The organism is Xanthomonas sp. NCPPB 3959, from assembly GCF_056675575.1.
The window spans coordinates 1-20,474 of sequence record NZ_JBWWVR010000016.1; the positions used below are offsets into that span (position 1 = coordinate 1).

General features: G+C 64.2%; 9 protein-coding genes. All 9 read right to left on the reverse strand.

Annotated features, from left to right (window positions below):
- Positions 1 to 48: 48 nt before the first annotated feature.
- Positions 49 to 1,542, reverse strand: a complete 1,494-nt coding sequence (xylB, locus tag AC1KVG_RS17230; protein ID WP_481095204.1) for a xylulokinase — start codon at positions 1,540 to 1,542, stop codon at positions 49 to 51.
- Positions 1,539 to 3,920 (reverse strand): glycoside hydrolase family 95 protein, encoded by a 2,382-nt coding sequence (locus AC1KVG_RS17235; protein ID WP_481095205.1) that lies wholly within the window; start codon positions 3,918 to 3,920, stop codon positions 1,539 to 1,541. Before AC1KVG_RS17235 ends, xylB begins: the two co-directional genes overlap by 4 nt.
- Positions 3,921 to 4,011: 91 nt before the next feature.
- The gene (locus AC1KVG_RS17240) at positions 4,012 to 6,915 is read right to left on the reverse strand and encodes a TIM-barrel domain-containing protein (RefSeq protein ID WP_481095206.1); all 2,904 of its coding nucleotides are present in this window, start codon (positions 6,913 to 6,915) and stop codon (positions 4,012 to 4,014) included.
- A 124-nt stretch (positions 6,916 to 7,039) separates the two neighbouring features.
- On the reverse strand, positions 7,040 to 8,710 hold the full coding sequence (gene galD, locus AC1KVG_RS17245; protein ID WP_481095253.1) for a GH35 family beta-galactosidase GalD: 1,671 nt from the start codon (positions 8,708 to 8,710) through the stop codon (positions 7,040 to 7,042).
- A gap of 83 nt (positions 8,711 to 8,793) precedes the next feature.
- Positions 8,794 to 10,710 carry a sialate O-acetylesterase gene (locus AC1KVG_RS17250; protein ID WP_481095207.1) on the reverse strand — a complete coding sequence of 639 codons (1,917 nt, stop codon included), beginning with the start codon at positions 10,708 to 10,710 and terminating at the stop codon, positions 8,794 to 8,796.
- A gap of 106 nt (positions 10,711 to 10,816) precedes the next feature.
- The gene (locus AC1KVG_RS17255) at positions 10,817 to 13,081 is read right to left on the reverse strand and encodes a WD40/YVTN/BNR-like repeat-containing protein (protein ID WP_481095208.1); all 2,265 of its coding nucleotides are present in this window, start codon (positions 13,079 to 13,081) and stop codon (positions 10,817 to 10,819) included.
- A 109-nt stretch (positions 13,082 to 13,190) separates the two neighbouring features.
- A complete protein-coding gene (locus tag AC1KVG_RS17260; RefSeq protein WP_481095209.1) occupies positions 13,191 to 15,914 on the reverse strand; it encodes a TonB-dependent receptor in 2,724 nt (907 codons plus the stop codon).
- Positions 15,915 to 16,250: 336 nt separating this feature from the next.
- Positions 16,251 to 19,181, reverse strand: coding sequence for a TonB-dependent receptor (locus tag AC1KVG_RS17265; protein ID WP_481095210.1), 2,931 nt, complete (start codon positions 19,179 to 19,181; stop codon positions 16,251 to 16,253).
- A gap of 263 nt (positions 19,182 to 19,444) precedes the next feature.
- Positions 19,445 to 20,416 carry a LysR family transcriptional regulator gene (locus tag AC1KVG_RS17270; RefSeq protein ID WP_043889174.1) on the reverse strand — a complete coding sequence of 324 codons (972 nt, stop codon included), beginning with the start codon at positions 20,414 to 20,416 and terminating at the stop codon, positions 19,445 to 19,447.
- Positions 20,417 to 20,474 lie beyond the last annotated feature (58 nt).

Here is a 20,474-nt window from a genome sequence, read left to right on the forward strand (position 1 = left end):
GGGGTGAGATGTCCTTGCTGCTGGGGGAGTTGTAAATGGGGTTGTCGATCAGCCGGCGTAGAGCGGGCTGACGACCTGCAGGTGCTTGAGGAAGTTCTGGTAATGCTGTTGATACTGGGCCACGCGCTGCGGATCCGGGCGTGCCGATAGCGCCTCGTCGGTCTGCAGATGCTCCAGCACCACATCCGACAATGCGTCTGCGCCGCCGTCGTCGCGATCGCACGCCCACAACGCCTGCAGCGCGGCGCCGAAGGCGGCGCCTTCGGGCTGGGTCGGCACCACGACCTGCAGATTGAAAATGTCGGCCACCATCTGCCGCCACTGCGCGCTCTTGCTGCCGCCGCCGGTGAGCAGGATGGTGTCGAACTGCAGGCCCGCCGCAACGAAAGCATCGAAGCCGTTGCGCAGGCTGTAGGTCGCCCCTTCCATCGCGGCGCGATAGAAGTGCGCCGGCGTGGTGTTGTGCAACTCCATGCCGAACAGGCAGCCGCGTGCGGACGGCAGATTCGGAGTGCGCTCGCCGTTGAAGAACGGCAGCAACACCAGGCCATCGGCACCCGGTGTGGTGTTGGCGATCAGCGCCTCGGTCTGCTCGCGGGTGATGGAGAACATCTGCATCACCGCCTCGGTGGCGACGGTGCAGTTCATCGTGCAGATCAGCGGCAGCCAACCGCCACTGGATGAACAAAACGCCGCCCAGCGTGCGTCGTCGTCCACCACCGGGTGATCGGCATACGCGAACAAGGTGCCGGAGGTGCCCAGGCTCATGGTCAGGCGACCCGGCACCACATTGCCGGTGCCGATCGCGGCCATCATGTTGTCGCCGCCACCGGTGGTGACACGTACACCGGCTGGCAGATTCAGCGCCTCTGCAGCTGCGTCGGACAACGCATACACCGCGCCGGTTTCCACCAGCGGCGGCAATGCAGTGCGCAGGTCGCGCTGTGCATCCATCGCGCCAAGCATGCGCTCGGACCACTGGCGGGTGCGCACATCCAGCCAGCCGGTGCCGGAGGCATCGCCGACTTCGGTGAAGCGCTCGCCGGTGAGCCAGAAGTTCACGTAATCGTGCGGCAGCATCACCGTGGTCATCGCGGCGTACGCCTCGGGGCGATGCTTGCGCGTCCACGGCAATTTGGAGGCGGTATAGCCGGCCATGATCGGGTTGCCTGCAGTGGCCACAGTGCCGGCCACGCCGCCCACCGCATCCATGATCTCGTCGCACTCCCGCGCGGTGCTGGTGTCGCACCACAGCTTCACCGGTGCGGTGACGCCGCCATCGGCGGCCACCGGCACAAACCCGTGCTGCTGGCCGGAGACCGAGATACCGCGCACCTGCGCACGCAGCTCTCCATCGAGCTGTGCGAAGCAATGCACGATGCCGTCGATCCACCACTGCGCCTGTTGCTCGCGGGTGCCGTCGTCGCGGCTGATCAGCTCCATGGGCGCGGCGATGGTGGCCACCACCTCGCGCTCTTGCGGATCGTAGGCCACCAGCTTGACGCTCTGCGTGCCCACATCCAGTCCTATGTACAAGCTCATTGCGTCACCAATCGGTTGTTGTTGAGGCTGACCTGCTGGGTGCGACCGGCGCCCAGTTCCAGGTCCAGGATCTGCCCTGCGTAAGACAGTTGATAGCGCCCGCCACGGTCGCTGTGCACGCGTGCCTGCTGCAGGCGACCGCCGTCCCATTCCAGGTCCACGCTGGCACCGCCGCGGACGCGCAACCCGCGCACACTGCCGCGCGGCCAGGCACTGGGCAATGCGGGCAGCAAGAACACGCTGCCACCCCAACTTTGTAACAGCATCTCGGTGATGCCGGCGGTGCCGCCGAAGTTGCCATCGATCTGGAACGGCGGATGCGCGTCGAACAGATTCGGGTAGGTGCGTTCGGGCGAGATCAGCAATTGCAGGATGCGGTACGCATGCTCGCCATCGGCCAGACGTGCCCATAGATTCAGGCGCCAGCCGATGCCCCAGCCGGTGGTGTTGTCGCCTCGTGTTTCCAGCGTGCGTTTGGCTGCAGCGGCAAGCTCGGGCGTATCGCGCAGATTGATCTGGCTGGAGGGATGCAGGGCGTACAGATGCGAAACGTGGCGGTGATGGATCTCCGGCGCCTGCATGTCCCAGTCCTGCTGCCATTCCTGCAACTGCCCCGCCTTGCCGATGCGGTTGGGCGGCAATTGCTCGCGCAGCGTGCTCAGGTGTTGCGCAAAGGCATCGTCGACCTTGAGCAGCTTGCTCATGGCGATGCATTGCGCGAACAAATCGCGCAGCAGTTGCGCGTCCATGGTCGGGCCGGCACACAGCGCGGCGTTGAACGGATGCTGGTTTTCCGGCGAGATCGATGGATTGGTCACCATCGCGCCGGTCTGCGGATCCTTGACCAACGTGGCGACGAAGAACTCCGCTGCGCCCTTGAACAAGGGATAGATCTTGCCCAGGTAGGCACGGTCGCGGCCGTAATCCCAGCGGTCCCACAGCTGTTGCAGCAGCCACACGCCGCCCATCGGCCACAGGCTCCACTTGGCGCCATCGATCGGCCCGGCCTGGCGCCACAGGTCGGTGTTGTTGTGCACCACCCAACCGGGCGCGTCGTACATCGCGCGTGCGGTGTGCGCCCCGGTTTTGGCCAGATCGAACAACATGGATTCCAGCGGTTCGACGCATTCGTGCAGCGCGTTGGCCTCGCTGGGCCAGTAGTTCATCTCGGTGTTGATGTTGATGGTGTACTTGCTTTCCCACGGCGGCTGCATCAGGTCGTTCCAGATGCCCTGCAGATTGGCCGGCTGCGAACCGGGCCGCGAGCTGCAGATCAGCAGGTACCGGCCGAATTGGTGATAAAGCGCGGCCAGTGCCGGGTCATTGCCCTTGGCAAACGCCTGCACGCGTTCGTCGGTGGGCAGCTTCGCCGCTTCGCTGGTGCCGAGGTCGATCGCCACGCGCCGGAACAGCCGCTGATGATCGGCCAGATGCGCACGCAGCAATGCGGCGTAGTCCAGCTTGCCTGCTTTTTTCAAACTTGCTGCAGTCAGCGCGAGCGGATCGCCATCGACGGCGTCATAGCGTTGGTAGCTGGTGGCGGCGGTGAGCAGCAACACCACTTCATCGGCGCCTTCGATGCGCAAGCGGTCGCGCAGACCGCTGACCGTGCCGCCCTTGATCTGCGGCAACACGCGCAACGCAAAGCGCAGCTTGCCGTCGATACCGGCGAAGCTGCCGTTGCGACCGCTGAACAGCAGGCCGCCCTGCTCCACCGTGACCTCGCCGGTCTGCGGGCTGTCGATGCCCACGCGCAAGGAAACCGCACGGGGGCGATCGCACGACAGGCGCACCACGATGCATTGCGCTTGCGCCGACACGAACACCTCGCGCTTGTGCACAGCGCCACCGGAACGGAATGTGGTGGTGACCACGCCGGTATCCAGATCGAGCTGACGGCGATACTCGCTGATGCCGTCGGCACGATCGAAATCCAGCAGCAGATCGCCCAGCGGTTGATATGGCATCTGCTTGAGCGGACGCGAGAGCAACTTGGCATCGGCCAGTGTTTCGGCCTCGGCATAGCGCCCGGCAAAGATCAGCGCACGCACCTGCGGCAAGGCCGCCAGCGCCTCGGGGCTGGTGGCGTCGTACGGGCCGCCTGCGTACAACGTGTCTTCGTTGAGTTGCAGGCGCTCGTGGGCAATGCCGCCCCACACCATCGCGCCCAGCCGGCCGTTGCCGACCGGCAAGGCCTGTACCCACTCGTTGGCCGGTTCGCGATACCACAGCTGCAAGGCATCGCCGGCCGCGGCGGCAGGCAGCGACTGTTTGCCGGCTGCCTTCGCCGGCGCAGCAACAGCGGACGTGGCCGGCGCAGCACCCAGCACCGCGAGTGCGGCACCGGTTGCCTTGCAGACTTCCCTGCGGGTCAGCACGTGCACCACCGTGCTGCATGACCGGACCTGCACGCCCGAGCCTCGCGGCGATCCGGCATCTGCGCACTCACTGACTGACAACGACCTGCGATCATCGACGACGCGCTTTGCCGGACGCAATCTTGCGCTGCAACACGCTGACCGGCTTGCCGTCGTACTGGATGCTGGCGTCGGTCTTGGGTTCGAGCGCACCGGCATCCTCGCGCGGGCCATCGACGAAGCGCACATTGATGGTGCGTTTGGCCTGCATGCCGGTCCAGCTGCCTTCGCGCTTGCCGATGCTCAGCTCGCCCTTGGCCTGGTTCCAGCTCAGCGGAATGCGGCTGAACTCGCCCTTCTCGTAGCCGTAGCCCTTGCCGTCGTCCTCATACAGCGAGAACTGGCCGTCGGCGCCGGTGTAGACCACCACGGTGAGCGGTGCGTCCGGCGTCTGGTCCACGTATTCCTGCACCGGGCCGGTGGGCACGATGGAGCCAGCACGCACGAACAACGGCATGCGCTCGATCGGCGCAGCGGCTTCGATGCTCTGGCCACCTTCGTAGCGCTTGCCGGTGGAAAAATCCAGCCAGCTGCTGCCGGCCGGCAGATACACCTGCCGCGAGGTCGCGCCGAAGCGGGTCACCGGGGCGACCAGGAACGCCGGCCCAAACAGGTACTGGTCGTTGATGTCGCGAACCTTGGGGTCGTTCGGGAAGTCCATCATCATGCCGCGCATGATCACGCCGTCACGCTGATAGGTGTCGCCGGCCAGGCTGTAGATGTACGGCAGCAGCGCATAACGCAGGCGGTTGTAGTAGGCCATGCTGTCGTAGAACGGCGTGCCTTCCGGGGCGATGTTCCAGATTTCGCGGTACGGGAACTGGCCGTGCGAGCGGAAGATCGGCACGAACGCGCCGAACTGGAACCAGCGCGTATTGAGCTCACGCCATTCCGGCAGATGTGCCGGGTCCTGGTTTTCGTAACGCTTCTCCACCGCGAAACCGCCGATGTCGAAGGTCCAGTTGGGCAGGCCCGACAGCGCCATGTTGACGCCCGCGGAGATCTGGTCGTGCATGTCATCCCAGCGCGAGACGATGTCACCGCTCCACACTGCCACCGCATTGCGCTGAGTGCCGGCATAGCCCTTGCGCGACAGGATGAACACGCGCTTGTCGTCGGCCGCACGGTCGCCCACATACACGCCATGTGTGTGCGGCAGCGGATACGAGTTGAAGAACTCGGTGGACGGGCCCAGCGCAGTCGGCGTGGTGCGTGCCTTGCGCTCGCCGATGTCCAGGTTGGAATGCACGTCCGGCTCGTCGGCGTCCATCCACCATGCATCGAAGCCCTTGCTGTTGAGCTTTTCGTTGACCTGACGCCAGTAGATCGCCTGCGCTTTTTCCGAATACGGGTCGTAGAACGAGTTCTTGTAGCCCTTGCCGATCCAGTCCAGCTCACCGACTTCGACATTGCGCTTGTACATGAAACCGGCGGCATCCAGTTCCTTGTAGTTGGCGGTGGTGGGATAGAACTTGGGCCAGATCGAAATCATGATCTGCGCGTGCATGTCGTGCACGGACTTGACCATGCCATCCGGATCCGGGAAGTGCTGCGGGTCGAAATCGTGCGAGCCCCAGGCGTTTTCCGGCCAGTACGACCAATCCAGCACGATGTTGTCCAGCGACAGCTTGCGCTTGCGGTATTCGGCCAGCACGCCGACCAGCTCATCCTGGCTCTTGTAACGCTCGCGGCTCTGCCAGAAGCCATAGGCCCACTTGGGCAGCATCACCGACTTGCCGGTGAGTTCGCGATAACCGGCAATCGCCTGATCGTAGGAATCGGCCGAGACGAAGTAGTAGTCGATCATCTGCCCGGCTTCGGACCACAGCGACAAATCCTTGGCTTCGGTGGCCGGCAGCGGGTCGCGATGCAACAGCGCGATATAGCTGGGGTCGATCAGGTCCCACTCGACCTTGACGGTGTGGCGCTTGCCTGGCTCCAGCTCGAGCTTGAACTCGTGATTCCACGGGTTCCAATTCTGGCGCCAGCGATCGATGATCAGCTTGCCGTCCACGTACAGCTTGGCGTATTCGCTCGAATACAGCGAGAAGGTGTGCTCGCCACCGGTGAGCGCTTCGATCTCGCCCTCCCAGGCGACCTGCATGCGGCTGTCCTTGTCCTTGGTGATCGCCTTCTTGGGGAACTTGGTCAGGTCGCTGAGGTATTGGTAATTCACCTCGCTCTCGCGACGCTCGACGATCTGCTTGCCGTTGATCGCATAGCGCGCGGTCAATGCGCCGGCCTTGCCCTTGGCGTCGTACAACTTGAGCGTCTTGGGCAGCGGCTGCAGGCCGCGCGGGTCGCCCAGGCGGCTGATCGAGTTGTTGTCCCACAGCAGGCCGTAGTTGCGGCTGGAGACCAGATACGGCACCGCCATATCGATATTGTTCTGCTGCAACTCGACGTTGCGGCCCTTCTGATTCATCCAGCCCTGCTGATGCTGGCCGAAGCCGTACAGCGCTTCGTCGTCGGGCGACTGGAAGCGCTGACGCACGCTTAGGTACTGCTTGCCCTCCACTTTCAGCGGGGCAAAGCTGCGCCCGCCGGCCACTTCCGACAACACCGGCTTGCCATTGGCATCGGCGAAGCTGACATGGCCATCGACGGTGGACACGGTGGCGGTGACCTTGCCGGTCTTCAGCTGCACGCTGTCGCCCTGCTCGGCCAGCTGGAACTTGCCATCGCCCTGCACCGGCACGCGCATCAGGCTGGGCGTGCGCGCGAAGTCGCCATCCGGATCGGCACTGACGCGGATGATGCCGGCATCGACCACCTGCAGACGCACCGGTGCGGCGCCCTTGGCGCTCGGCACCACGGTGACGCCATCGGCAGCCTTGCGCACTTCCTGCGCATGCGCGGCATTGGCCAGCAGGGCCAGCGACAACGCCAGGCAGTGCGCGAGCGGTGTACGTCGGGTGGCAGGCGCATGGCCGGCGGAACGATTGGTGGTTTGCATGTTCACTCCCTTGGATTTACGAAGCGGTGCCGCGGGGGCGACAGCGCATGGGTTCATTGAATTCAACGTGGCTGACAGCGCGCTGCGCAGTTATCGGGCTGCGCGGCAACGCTGATAGCCGCGTTTATTTGTAAGTCGCCAGCTTGATCTTCAGCAGCTGCGGCGCACTGGAAAAATTGACGCCGTAATCGGTCTGGTCGCCGTTCCAGTTGCGCTCGAACTTCCAGTCGCTGCCTTCGTACACGCCTTCCTCGACGCGGTCGTACAGCATGTTGGCGGTGGCTTCGCTGGCCGGATGCAGGGTCACGCGCACGTGGTAACCGGTGACCAGAAATTCGTCCGGGCCGAGCTCGGCGATCAAGGCCGCGCCGATCGGTTCGGGGTTGCCCGGCGGCGCGCCCTTGAACCAGAACTGCGGTACGCCATAGGTGATGGTGGCGCTCCAGCGCTCGTTGAGCTTGAGCTCCTGCACCGCCTGGCCGGGTTCTTCTGCGGTGCCATGCAGTTTGCCTTCGGAAGCGGCCTTGGCGAACGGACGCATGCCGCGCTTGACCAGATCGAAACCGAGCGCGAATGGCGCCAAGGTTTCTTCGTTGACGTGCTTGGCGCCCAATGGATAGTTGGAATAACGCGTGTAGTCCATGCCGAACGCCGACCAGCCGATGCCGTCGTGGCCCAGTGTGGGGAACAGATAACGCGCGTAATCGGGGCGGTTGCCGGTTTCGGCAACGAACAAGGCGTTATCCGGACGTGCGTAGCGCTCCAACACCGTGGTGTACATGCGGTACTCGGGCATGTAGATGTCCGGCGCCAGCAGATCGATATGCGGACCGGCGGCCTTCCACACATCCAGCACGTTGTCGGTGGGGCCGCCGCTGGCGTATTGACCGGGCTGGCCGGGATTGAACGGGCCACGCAGTGCGGCGTTGACGTACATCGGCAATGGGTACTCGGCCTTGCCGGCTTCGGCCACTTGGTCGATATAGCGACCGATCGACCAGGCATGGAAGACTTCGTCGGCATCGGCACCGAACACCTGCGCCCAGCTGCCCGGCTGCTTGTTCAAGCGCTTGAGCAGTTCGTCCGGCACCGGACCGTCGAACAGCTTCTGCGCCATCGGCGAAAAGTCACGCACGCTGCCGTAGGTGCCCGGCTCGTTTTCCGGCTGGATCATGATTACGGTGTGCTGCGGATCGACCTGCTTGAGATGCTGCATGAAGGCGACGAAGGCCTTGCGGTCGGCATCCAGCGTGGCCTGCGCATGCGGCGACAGCGACCCGATCGCCTTGCCCTCGCGCGTCACCACGCGCGGGAAGCGCTGGTTGTCGGTCTTGACCCAATGCGGCGCATAGGCCGGGCCGTTGTTCTTCCAGGTCGCAAACCACAGCAGCACCAGCCGCACCTTGTGCTCGCGCGCCTGCGTCAGCAGCGTATCGACGAAGGAGAAATCGAACTTGCCTTCTTCCGGCTCGACCTGCTCCCAGGCGATCGGCACCTGCACGGTATTGGGGCCCAGCACCTGCATCGCCGGCCACACCTTGTCCATCACCCCGGGATAGTTGCTGGAGTTGTTGACCTGCGCGCCCAGGATCAGGAATGGCGCGCCATCGACCATCAACGCATGCTTGCCGTCCTTGCTGACGAACTGCGGCATCGGTGTCTGCGCAGCCGGCGCCGCTGCGGTGGCAGGCGCGGTGGCTGCGGTACTAGCAGCCGGTGCGACTGCGGCCGGTTTGGCTTTGTCGTCCTGCTCACCGGATTGGCACGCAGCCAAGGCCAGCGTCAGCGCAGACAGCAACAGCGGACGCAGGCAACGGCGTGCAGTGGAAGGAGCGATCACACGCGTAACGGGGGAATGCATGGACATAAGACTCCGTGTCACCAGGTATCGGTGCGGAAGGGGGAAACAGGAAGGTGTTCGCGATTGACCAGGTTGGCGTCGTCCGGGTTCTCGCTCCAGCCGTAGCGCACGGCGACCGGTGCGCGCACCGCATCGCTGCGCACGATCACGCGATCACCATCGAGTTGCGCGGTGGCCGGATGGAACTGCTTGTCGGCACCGGCAACACGGAAGCCTTGCAACGCGCCACCGCCACGCACCTGCAACGCACTGCCTTGCAGATCGAAACTCAGCACTGCCTGGCCATCGGCGAAGCTTGCGCGCTTGAACACCGGCGCGCTGTACACCAGCGTTTCGCCATAAGCCACATGCCGCGCCGCAAGCGCCAGACGATGGCCGACATCGCGCTTGTTAGTGGGATGGATATCGGTGGGGTTGCCGATATCGATGATCACCGCCTGCCCGGTTGCCGGCAGCGCCAGCGTCTTGGATTGCGACTCGCGCAACAGCGCCCACGGGCTCATATCGCCCTTGTCGCCACCGGCTTTGAAATTGGCCAGCTGCACCCACAGAAACGGCAGCTGTTTCGCACCGCGTTCGGCGCGCCATTGCTGGATCATCGCCGCGAACTGCTCGCGATATTTCACCGCGCCGGTGTCGCTGGCATTGGTTTCGCCCTGATACCAGATCACGCCCTTGACCGGGAACGGCTGCAGCGGATGGATCATCTGGTTGTACAGCAGCGTGGGCAGCTGATTCTTGTTGTCGGCCAGCGATACGCGCACGGCCGCGGGGCGGAATTTCCAGCCGCTCAAGGCGCGCCTGGCACCGGCGGTGGTCTGCACAAAGCGCTGCTCGTCCGGACCATGCATGCCGCCGCCACCGCTGAGATCTTCCACCCGTACCGCGATGTGGTTGACGCCTGCATGCAGTGCAGAAGGCGGCACGGTGTAGATGCGCGGCAGGTTCCACTGCTTGGTGGTCTGGCCAACCTGGGTGCCGTTGACATAGGTGATATCGGAGTCATCGATCTGACCCACGCCCAGCGCAATACCGGCCTTGGCCTCGGCAGCGCTCAAGGTGACCGTGGTGCGGTACCAGGCGATGCCATCCATGCCGTCATAGCCGCTGAGTTCCCATTGCTGGGTGGTCGGGATGCTGTCCCAGTCGCTGTCATCAAACGTCGGTTCGCGCCACTGCGGCGTGTCGCCGTCCACCTTGGGCCAGCGCGCGATGCGCTTGCCGGTGGCGGCCTGCGCGGCGGCATCGCGTTGCTTGATCGCCTCGATCGCGCCCTGATTCTGGTCGGCGTTCAACCCCAGCGAGGCCGCATCCATCCACGCCTCGATCGCACTGCCGCCCCACGTGCTGTTGACGATGCCGATCGGCACGCCGGTGCTGGCACGCAGCTCCTTGGCGAAGAAATACCCGACTGCGGTGAACTCGCCGGCGTTGACCGGCGTCGCCGCTTTCCAGTCGCCGCCGGTCAGGCGCGCTTCCGGCTGCACCGACCACGACTTGGGCACCTTGAAGTGGCGCAATTGCGGGTCGTTGGCGGCAGCCACTGCCTGCGGACCATCGCTAGCCTGCGCCAAGGGCCACTCCATGTTCGATTGGCCGCTGGCCAGCCACACATCGCCGACCAGCACGTCGCGCACCTGCAGCTCGCCGCCGTCGCCCTGCACGCTCAACACATAAGGGCCACCGGCCTTGTGCGCGGGCAAACTCACCTTCCACTGCCCTTTCGCATCGGCCTTGGTGGTGGCGCGCTTGCCATCGAAGCTGACCGCGATCGCCGCATTCGGCGAGGCCCAGCCCCACACCGGCATCGGCTGATCACGCTGCAATACCGCGCCATCGGCAAACAACAATGGCAGGGTCGGTTGTGCCAACGCGGCGGAGCTGATCAGCGCCAGGCCCAACAAGTAACCACAGCGGATGAAAGAAGCGGTCATGCAATGATCTCCAGAGTCGGCGCAGCCACTCGGCGCGCAACAAAGCGACAGCACGCGCCGCCGCATACAGTAAGACAGCGCAATGACGCGCGCAGGTACGCAGCGCTCATCGCGGATCGCCGTAGAAAATGCCACGCCCACCAGTAGCGAAGTACACGCGCCCGGGGATGCGCGGATCGCCGGTCACGCTGTACGGCTTGCCGAAACGGTGCGCGTCGTCGTTGATGCGCAGCCAGTGCGCACCTTCATCGTCGGAGCGGAATACACCGTCCACACCACGCACGCGGCCGGCCAGATACAGCGCCGGCGGTGCACCCTCGCGCAGTGCCTTGCCGATGCCCAACGAACGCGCCTGGTCCGGCGTGGACAAGGTTTGCAAACGACCGTCCTGCCAGCGCATCACGCCCAGCGTGGGGCTGGCCAGATACACCACGCCCGCACGCCACGGATCGGGGCGCAGTTGCGGACGCGCACGCTCATCGCGCGCCGGGCTGCCGACCTGCGCAGCGGTGTCGCGAAAGTTCGCTGCGCCATCGCTGCTTTCGAACAAGCGCCCGCTTGCGGTGTCAACCGCATACCAGCGCCGCGCATCGACGCGATCGGCCACCGCCACCGCAGTGTCGGGCAGACCCTGCACACGTTGCCACTGCTTGCCGAAATCGGCTGTGCGCCACACACCGCCTTTCTCGGGTGCCCATACAACGTGGGATGCGTCGGCAGAAATGGCGATGTTGCCGGCGCCCTGCCCCGCTGGCGGCTCGCTGGCAAACGCTGTCCACTGCGCGCCGCCATCGCGCGAGTAGAGCGCACGGATTTCATTGTTGCGGCGATTGCGCACGGTGCCGCTGCGCACCACCCACTGCGCGGCCTGCCCCGCGGCATCGATGCTTTCGCCATTGGTCAGGCGCGGGCCGGCGTACTGCAATTGCGCACGGTCCAGATCGTCATGCCGAAAGCCATCGATATCGCCCAGCGCGCTGAGCAGATGCGCGCCCTGCATCGGGCTGAGCAGATCCAGCGGCACGGTTTCTTCCAGCCCGCGGTCCTGAAACCACCACTGCAACGGACGCTGCTGCTTGGCGAACTCCTGCAGATTGCGCGAGGCCCAGATGCCGTAGCCGGTAACGAACATCGCGTGATTGCTGTCGAACGGATCGATCGCCAAGGCGCCCATCCAGTGCGGCGTCGCCTGCGCGGTCCACGGCGCGGCGCTGTGATCGAATTGCGAGGCGGCCAACAATGGCGTCCAGCTGCGACCGCCATCGACGCTGCGGAACAATTCATCGCGCGGTGAGCGACGGAACGTGCTGGCCAAGAGCACCTGCGGCTGTTGCGGATCCACCGCCACCGCGCCCCAACCGAAGCCATCGCCAGTGGCCGGCTGCGCGATCGGGCTGATCTCGCTCCAGCGCGCCTGCGACCCCGCCTGCGCCGGGGTGTATTTCCATAGCGCGCCACCGGCCATCAGATCCGGGCCGGGCTGATCGCCGTAGCTCAGATACCACTGCCCATCGCTGCCACCGGCCATATGACTGGGACGCAAGCCCTTGGGTTGCCCGGCCACTGCCGACCAGCTGCGACCCGCATCTTCGGACACATACAGACTGGTTTGCGCAGTGGACACACCCACATAGATGCGCGGCGTGGGCGCACCAGCGCGGCCGCTGGCGGCATCGAACACGACAAAGGCGATGCCCACCGCCTGCTCGCGTCCAACATGATTACGCGCAGTGGAACCCGCCAGTGCCTCGGCAGGAAACCCCTCCATACGCGCCCAATGCGCGCCGCGATCGGTGCTGCGCCACAGACCCGCATCACGCGAACCGAGCAACAGCACGCGGCCATCGTGCGGGTCCACTGCCAAGCGTTCGCCATTGGAACGACCCAGCTGATTGCCACCCAGTTTGAACGGCAACTCGGCACGCTCGAAGCTGTGCCCGCGATCGAACGAGCGCAGCACCGCCGCATTGCCGGCGTGCTCGTGCATATAGGTGCCCGCGGCCAGATACAGCGCCTTCGGGTCGGCAGGATCGACCGCGAATGCGTCGATCCCCATCAGATTCCAGTCGTCGGCACCCAACCAATCGGTCAGTGCGATCCACTGCTGCGCACGCGCATCCCAACGGTAGGCGCCACCGACATCGGTGCGCGCATACGCAAGATCGCGCTCTGCGGGATGAAACAGCACACCGGTGACGAATCCGCCACCGCCAATGGCAACGCTGCGCCATTGGTAAGGCCCTTGCGCGCCGGAATCGGCGGCATGCAGCCGAAAGACAGACGCCAACAGCAGCAACGCCCAAAGACCGGCCTGCCACGCTTGCGTACGAAGACGACGGCGCTCAGTAGGCGGATCGATCATGACGATCATTCCTCCGGCTCCCTTTGCGGTCGATGATGGCCACCGACTGGAAAAACACCGGTCCAACGAGCTGCCTGCACAGCTCGCCGGACCGGAGACGCACTTCCTACGGCACGTTCTACAGGCTGGCCCGCAAGGTCAGGCCATACCGACGATCGTTGATCACGAAGTCGCGGTAGCGCGACTCGGAACCCAGATAGCTTTCGCGACGGGTATCGAGCAGATTCACGCCATCGAGCGAGATCGACCACACATCATTGATGTTGAAACGCAGCGAGGCATCCAGCTGGCCGAAGCCCTTGTTGTAGACCGGCAGATTGCCGGTGCCGTTGCCTGCGGTGGTCACCAGCCAGTCGCTGCGCCAGTTGTAGGCCACACGGCCCTGGAAGCGCGCCGTTTCGTAGCTGAGGATCGCGTTGTAGCTGTTCTTGGACAACCCTTCCAGCGGCACGGTGAGTGCCTGGCCGTTGGTGTCGGTGGCAGTGGGGCTCGGCGCCTCGCTGTCGACATAGGTGTAGTTGGTCTGCAGGCCGAAGCCGCTCAGCCAGCCCGGCAGGAAGTCGAAGAACTGCGTGTAGCCCAGTTCCGCACCGCGGATCTTGCCGGCATCGCCGTTGACCGGACGGGTGATCTGCCACACGCGACCATCGTAGACCTCGTTGAACACGCTGTCGGCGATGAAGCCTTCGATCTTCTTGTAGAACAGGGTGCCGTACATCATCGAGCCCTGGCCGAAGTACCACTCCAGCGCGGTGTCGAACTGGTCGGCCTTGACTGGCTCCAGATCGGGATTACCCGCCCTGCCGGTAAAGGTCGAGGCACCGTTGGAGCTGCCGGTGCTCAGGCTCAGGTTCGGATTGAGGCGATCGAAGGTCGGACGCGAGATACCGCGCGAGGCCGCAAACCGCCACTGCAGCGTGTCGCTGAGCATCCAGCGCAGATTCAAGCTCGGCAGCACGTCGGTATAGGTCTGCTGTGCATCCACCGGAATCAGACCGCCGCCCTCGCCATCGGTGCCGGTACGCACACCGGTGGAACCGACCTCGGTCCGCACCACGCGCACGCCGATATTGCCGTCGAACGGGATCGAATCGCTGTCCACGCCGAAGCGCAATACGCCGTAGGCCGCGTAGGTCTTCTCGGTCTGCGAGTTGATGTTGTTCGGGGAAAACTCCAGCGGGCTGGCACCGAAGGTGGCGAGCGTCTGCTGGTAGTTGGCAACCGCCGCATCGGATGCGGTCAGGGTCGGGCCGAAGGCATGGCCTTCACCGCGGAAGAAATCGGTGATCGGATTGGTCACCACGCCCACGCTGGGGAACTGCGAGAACGGTGCGCCTGCGCAGTTGTTGATGCACATGAAGCGGTAGATGTTGCCCTTGGTCTCTGCATCGCGGTCGGTGTAGCGCACACCGGCCTTGAAGCTGCGCACGAAGTCGCTATCGAAGGCCAGGTCCATATCGGCGCGCCAGGCGAACTCGGTGCCCTTGTTGTCGTCCTTGTTATCCAGGTGATAGCGCCAACCGTCGTAATTGTTGACGTCGGCCAGATAGCCTTCCGCACCGCTGGAATCGGTCACCGACAAGCGCGGCAGATCGCCACGGAAATCGACGTTGAACTGCGGGCTGGTGGACTGACCGGTGGACAGGATGTAGCGCGTGCCGGTGGTGGTGGCATCGACATACTGAAAGTCGGTGCTCAGGGTCAGCTTCTCGTTGACCGTCCACTTGCCGCCCAGCGAGTAATCGGTGGTCACCGAGTGACGTTCGGTCAGGCTGGTGTTGGATTCGGTCGGCACATTCTGGAACGAGCCGTTGACGAACTCGTTGCGGCCGTTGACCTGGATGCCGGGCAAGCCCTGCATGTTGTTCGTGCCGGTCAGCGCGAAGAACGAATAGTCATGCCAGCTGAAGTCGTATTCCGAACGCAGCACCTGCGTATAGACCTCGACCGAATCGTTCGGGCGCCACTGCATCGCAAACGCGCCGGTCTTGCGCTCGCGCTCACCGACGGTGGTATTGATGCCGGCGCCGTGCGGCACCGACACTTCCTGGCCTTCGTAGCCCGGCAGATCGGTCTGCGTGTACCACGGCTCGATCGAGATGGTGTCCTGACGGAACGGGCTCTTCTGCTGCGAATAATTCACCAGCAGGCCGATCTCGCCGATACCGGTCTGCCAGCGATCGCTGAACAGGCCCGAGAACGCCGGCTTGCCGTCGTCGGCCAGGTCGTAATGGTTGTACTGGACGCTGCCGGCGATCTTGCGGCCGTCATAGTCGAACGGCAGGCGCGTGCGCAGATCCACGGTGCCGCCCAGGCCACCTTCGATCATGTCGGCCGAGGGATTTTTGTAGACGTTGACGCCGCCGAGCAACTCCGCAGAGACGTCTTCGAAGCTCAGGCCACGGCCGTCGTTGGCGGTGAAGATGTCGCGGCCATTGAGCTCGGTCCGCACCTGGGTCAGGCCGCGGATGGCGATCGAGCTGCCTTCGCCGTAATTGCGGGTGATCTGGATGCCGGAGATGCGCTGCAGCGCCTCGGCAACATTGTTGTCGGGCAGCTTGCCGATGTCTTCGGCAACGATCGAATCGACGATCTGCTCGGCGTTCTGCTTGACCAGCTGCGCCTTGGTGACGCTGCTGCGGGTGCCGGTGACCTGCACGGTGTCGAGCTGCTGGGTGGTCGGGTCCTGCGCTGGAGCAGCAGTGGTGGTCGCGTCCTGCGCATAGGCCTGCGCGCTCAACAGCGTGGCCACACTGATGGCCATCACGGAGCGGCGGAAATCACGGATCGAACGCTGACCCACAGTCCGGCCTGCCGGAATGTGGCGATGTTGCACTGACATGGTGCTCCCTCCCAGGACGCATGTACTGCTAATTTTTAGCGGGTGGGTGCGCGAACGCCCTGCCCGTCGTTGTTGCTGGCCCGCATCCGCACACGGCAAAGCCCGCGACGGTTGGATGCGTGGTAATCCCGATAAGGCTTACCTAGCGGCTGCGGCCGGAGCATAGGGCGCGCCTGTCATGCCACACCAATGAAATATTCCTGGCGAGCTATTCCTGAAACCTATAGCAACATAGAGAAACCCGGCAGGTCTGGCGTTGCGGGCCAGGCTGCCGGATTCACCGAAACGGGCTCAACTCTGCGAACCAGCGCAGGCCGGAACCGTGATCGAGCACGCTTACCAGTTCATGCGCAGCACCAGCGAATAGCGCCGGTCGTTGACGAACGAAGAACGCGTGTACAAGCGCGGGTCCACTTCGCCCCCTTCGTACGAGGTCGGCCCCATCAACACCTTGGTCACGGTGTTGGTCAGGTTGTTGGCCTGCACGCCCAACTGCAGATGGTCGTTGAAGCGATAGAAGAACGAGCCGTCGAGCTGGCCGTAGTCGTCGGCCCAGGTCGGCAGACGCGTGGCCGCGTCGCTGGTGGTCAGCAGATAGCGCGAGCGCCAGTTGTAGGCCAGTCGCAGCGACAGCGGACCCTTCTCGTAGATGCCGGCCAGGTTGTAGCTGCGCCGCGACAAGCCTTCCAGCGGCAACTCGACGCCGGTGACGGTGGTGTTGGTGTACGGGTCGGTCGCGGTGTTGGCGCCGCCCTCGCTATCGACGAAGGTGAAGTTGGCATTGACGCCGAACCCGCTCAGCCAACCCGGCAACTGATCGAAGAACTGGGTATAGCCCAGTTCGGCACCGCGGATGGTGCCCTCGTCCATGTTGTAGGGACGCGTCACCAGCCATGCGCGGTTGTCGTAGATCTCGTTGCGGGTCTGGGTGGAGAAGTAATCCTTGACCTTCTTGTAGAACAGCGTGGCGTACAGCATGTCGCTGGTGTCGAAGTACCACTCCAGCGCGGTATCGAACTGGTTGGCCACCATCGGCTTGAGGTTCGGGTTGCCGGCGGTGCCGACGAAGTCGGTGGCCTGGCCGGCGTCGTTGGTCTCCACGTTGAGCAGCACATACGGCTGCAGCTGGGTGTAATCCGGGCGCGCCATCGCCTTGGAGGCGGCAAAGCGCCACTGCAAGGTGTCGGTGAAGCGCAGGCGCAGGTTCAAGCTGGGCAATACATTGGTGTAGCTGCCTTCGGAATTGTTCTCGAAATACTGCCCGGTGTAGCGCGCCTGCAGTTCGGGCGAAACATTGAGCCCGGCCAGATTCTGAAACTGGCCGAAGCCTTCGGCCTGGGTCTTGGTCTGCACCACACGGATGCCGACATTGCCGTCCACCGGAATGCCCCAGGCCTCGTCGTTGCCGAAGTACAGCGCCGCATACGCCGCCTGGGTGCGCTCGAACTGCCGGTTGGTGTCCTGCGGCTGATAGGTGTCCGGCGCCCAGCCATAGCCGCGCAGCGCCACGATCTGCTGGATCATCTGCGAGGCCGAGCCATAGTTGTTGACCAGGCTGCTGTTGGGCACCACCAACGTGGTCGGCACATTCACCCCGCCGCGGAAGAAGTTGGAGAAGGTGAACAGCGACGACTGGTCGGTCATGAACTCCGACATATTCGCCAGGCCATTGCTGGTGCCCGGAATCGCCGCCCAGTTATCGGAGATCACGCCCCAGTTGTAGCCGGAATTCTTGTTGATCTGGTTGCGGTCGGTGGCACGCATGCCGAAGCGTGCAAAGCGCAGCCAGCTGCTGTCGTCGAAGGTGTATTCCAGATCCACGCGCGTGGACAGCTGCCGCCCGCGATTCTTGCCCAGGTGATCCATCGCCGCCGCCCAGAAATAATTGGACGGATCCTGGGTAAAGGCCGGGTTGGCGATCTGCACGCTGGGATACTTGCCCGACACGTCATAAGACAGCCCGGGCAGATAGGTCGCGCTGAACACGGTGAAATCCAGCTGCTCGTTCTCCGATTGCACCAACTGCATATCGCCCTTGATCTGCAGGTTGTCGTTGAAGAAATGGCTAAAGCCCACCGACATGTCGGTGGTGGTGGTGCGCTGTTCGGAATAGCGGTTGTCGGTATTGAAGCGCACGCCATCGCCGGTAAGCACCCCACGCCACGAGCTGGACACCGGCGAGCCCCGCAGAAACCCGCCACGATCGTCGTAGTCGAAGGTGGTGCCCGGCGCCGGGGTGATGCTGTTATTGCTGTCGTTGAAGAACGCCGCGCGCTCCTGCCAGTTCATCTCGTAGCGCGAACGCAGGAACTGCGCATAGATCTCGGTGGCATCGCTGGGCTTCCACTGGAAGGCGGCCGCAATGCCGTCGCGCTTGCGCTCGAAATCCAGCTGACGCCAGTTCACCCCCCCCGGCACGAAGACCTCGCTGCGCCCGCTGCCGGCCAGCACCGCCTCATCGGTACGCCGCACGTACGGTTCGACCTGGATGCCATCCGAGCGCGTTGCCAGCTCCGAATGCGCAACGTCGATCATGAAGCCCATTTCGCCGATGCCGGTGTCCCAGCGATCGCTGAACAGGAACGAGGCCGACGGCTTGTACTGCTTGCTCATGTCGCCGTAGTTGTAATCGACATTGCCACCGACGATCCGGCCCGGATTGTCGAACGGCATGCGCGTGCGCAGGTTGACCGTGCCGCCCAGGCCGCCTTCGATGATTTCGGCCGAGGGATTCTTGTAGACGTCCACACCGGCCATCAGCTCGGCCGGCACGTCCTCGAAGCTCAGGCCACGGCCGCTGGCGGCGCTGAAGATGTCGCGCCCATTGAGTTCGCCGCGCACCTGGGTCAGGCCGCGGATCATCACCCCGCTGCCTTCGGCCGAGAAGTGATCGGGGTCGCTGCGCGCGGCAAAGTGATCGATGGTCACGCCGCTGACGCGCTGCAGGGTTTCGGTAACGCTGCGATCGGGCAAGGCGCCGATGTCTTCGGCACTGACCGAATCCACGATCTGGCTGGCGTCGCGCTTGATTACCTGCGACTTGATCAGGCTGGCGCGCACACCGCGCACTTCCACCGCATCCAGATCCACGGCGTTGCCGCCGGCATTGGTGAGCGGAGCGTTCTGGGACGGCTGCGCCTGTTGGGCATAAACCGGCGCTGCGAGCAGCAACGCAATGCTGACGGCCATGGCGGAATGAGGCAAACGCACGGTACGGCGAGCGCGCACGCCCGTACCTGCCGGTGCATGGCTTGAAAAGGTGTACATCCGAATCCCTCCCAGGACGCAAGACGACTGAAGACTGGTTGTCGCGGCACCGCAAGCGGGCCGCACGATCGTGTGGGATCCGCACGCGAGCGTGCGGTTCCACCCTCCCACTGCATGGCGGCTTGGCCGCCGATCACCTGCCCGACTTCACGTGCGCTTCAGCGTGCGATCTGGCTCACAGATATAGGCGCGTGATCTAGCGTCAACCAATGAAAAAATCACGAACCACTATTCCCTGGCGGAATAGAAATGGCAGAGCCCGCTTAGCCAAGGGATTCCGGGCCGCGCAAAGCCGGATACAAACGGCGCGCGGTGGTGCGTAGCGCCTGCAAAATGCGCTCGGCTCCCGGCGGCAGGATGTAATCGCGCCGGCGGATGATGCCGAACGACTCCATCCGCACCCCCAGTTCGATCGGCAGCACGGTCAGCAGCTTGGCCTGGATCAGCGCCGCCACCGATTCCACCGGCAAGGCGGTCAACATGTCGGTGCCGCGCAGCAGGGTCGAGGTGACCGGCAAGGACGAGGTCTCGATCGCATTGGTCGGCGTCTGCACGCCGTGCTCCATGAACATCGAATCCAGCCGCGCGCGCAGCACGCTGTCGGCCGGCGGCAGGATCCAGCCATAGCGCACCAGATCGGCATGCTGCAGACCGGCGCGGCTGGCCAGCGGGTGGCCGGCACGTGCGATCACCGAATGCGGCTCGTCGGCCAGCGGCTCGAACTCCAGCTCGCCCACGCCCTCCGGCCCCAGGATGCGGCCGATCACGATGTCCAGCTGGCCATCCAGCAACTTGGCCACCAGCGGCCGGCTGTAGTCCATTTCCACCCGCACCAGGATGTCCGGGAACTCGCGTTTGACCTCGGCAATCGCCTGCGGCACCAGATTGGTGCCCGGATTGACCACGGTGCCGATCGAGGCCTGGCCCATGCGCCCCGCACGCAGTGCGGCGATTTCTTCCTGCGCCCGGCCGATCTCCGACATCGCCGCGCGCGCGCGCCGGATCAGCACATGGCCGTACCAGGTTGGCTCGACTCCGCGCGCATGCCGCTCGAACAACTTCACACCCAGCATGTCCTCCATTTCCGCCAGTAGCTTGGAGGCCGCCGGCTGGGTCATGCTGGCAGCCTCGGCCGCACGCAGGACCGAGCGCTGTTCGTGCAAATGCAGCAGCAGCAAGAGCTGGCGCGTCTTCAGCCGGGCTGCGTTGAACCAGGGAGTACCGGAATTTGCCATGGAGGTCGCCGCGAAGGTGTATTCGTAGGAGGAATAGAATATGCCGAAAATTTCATTT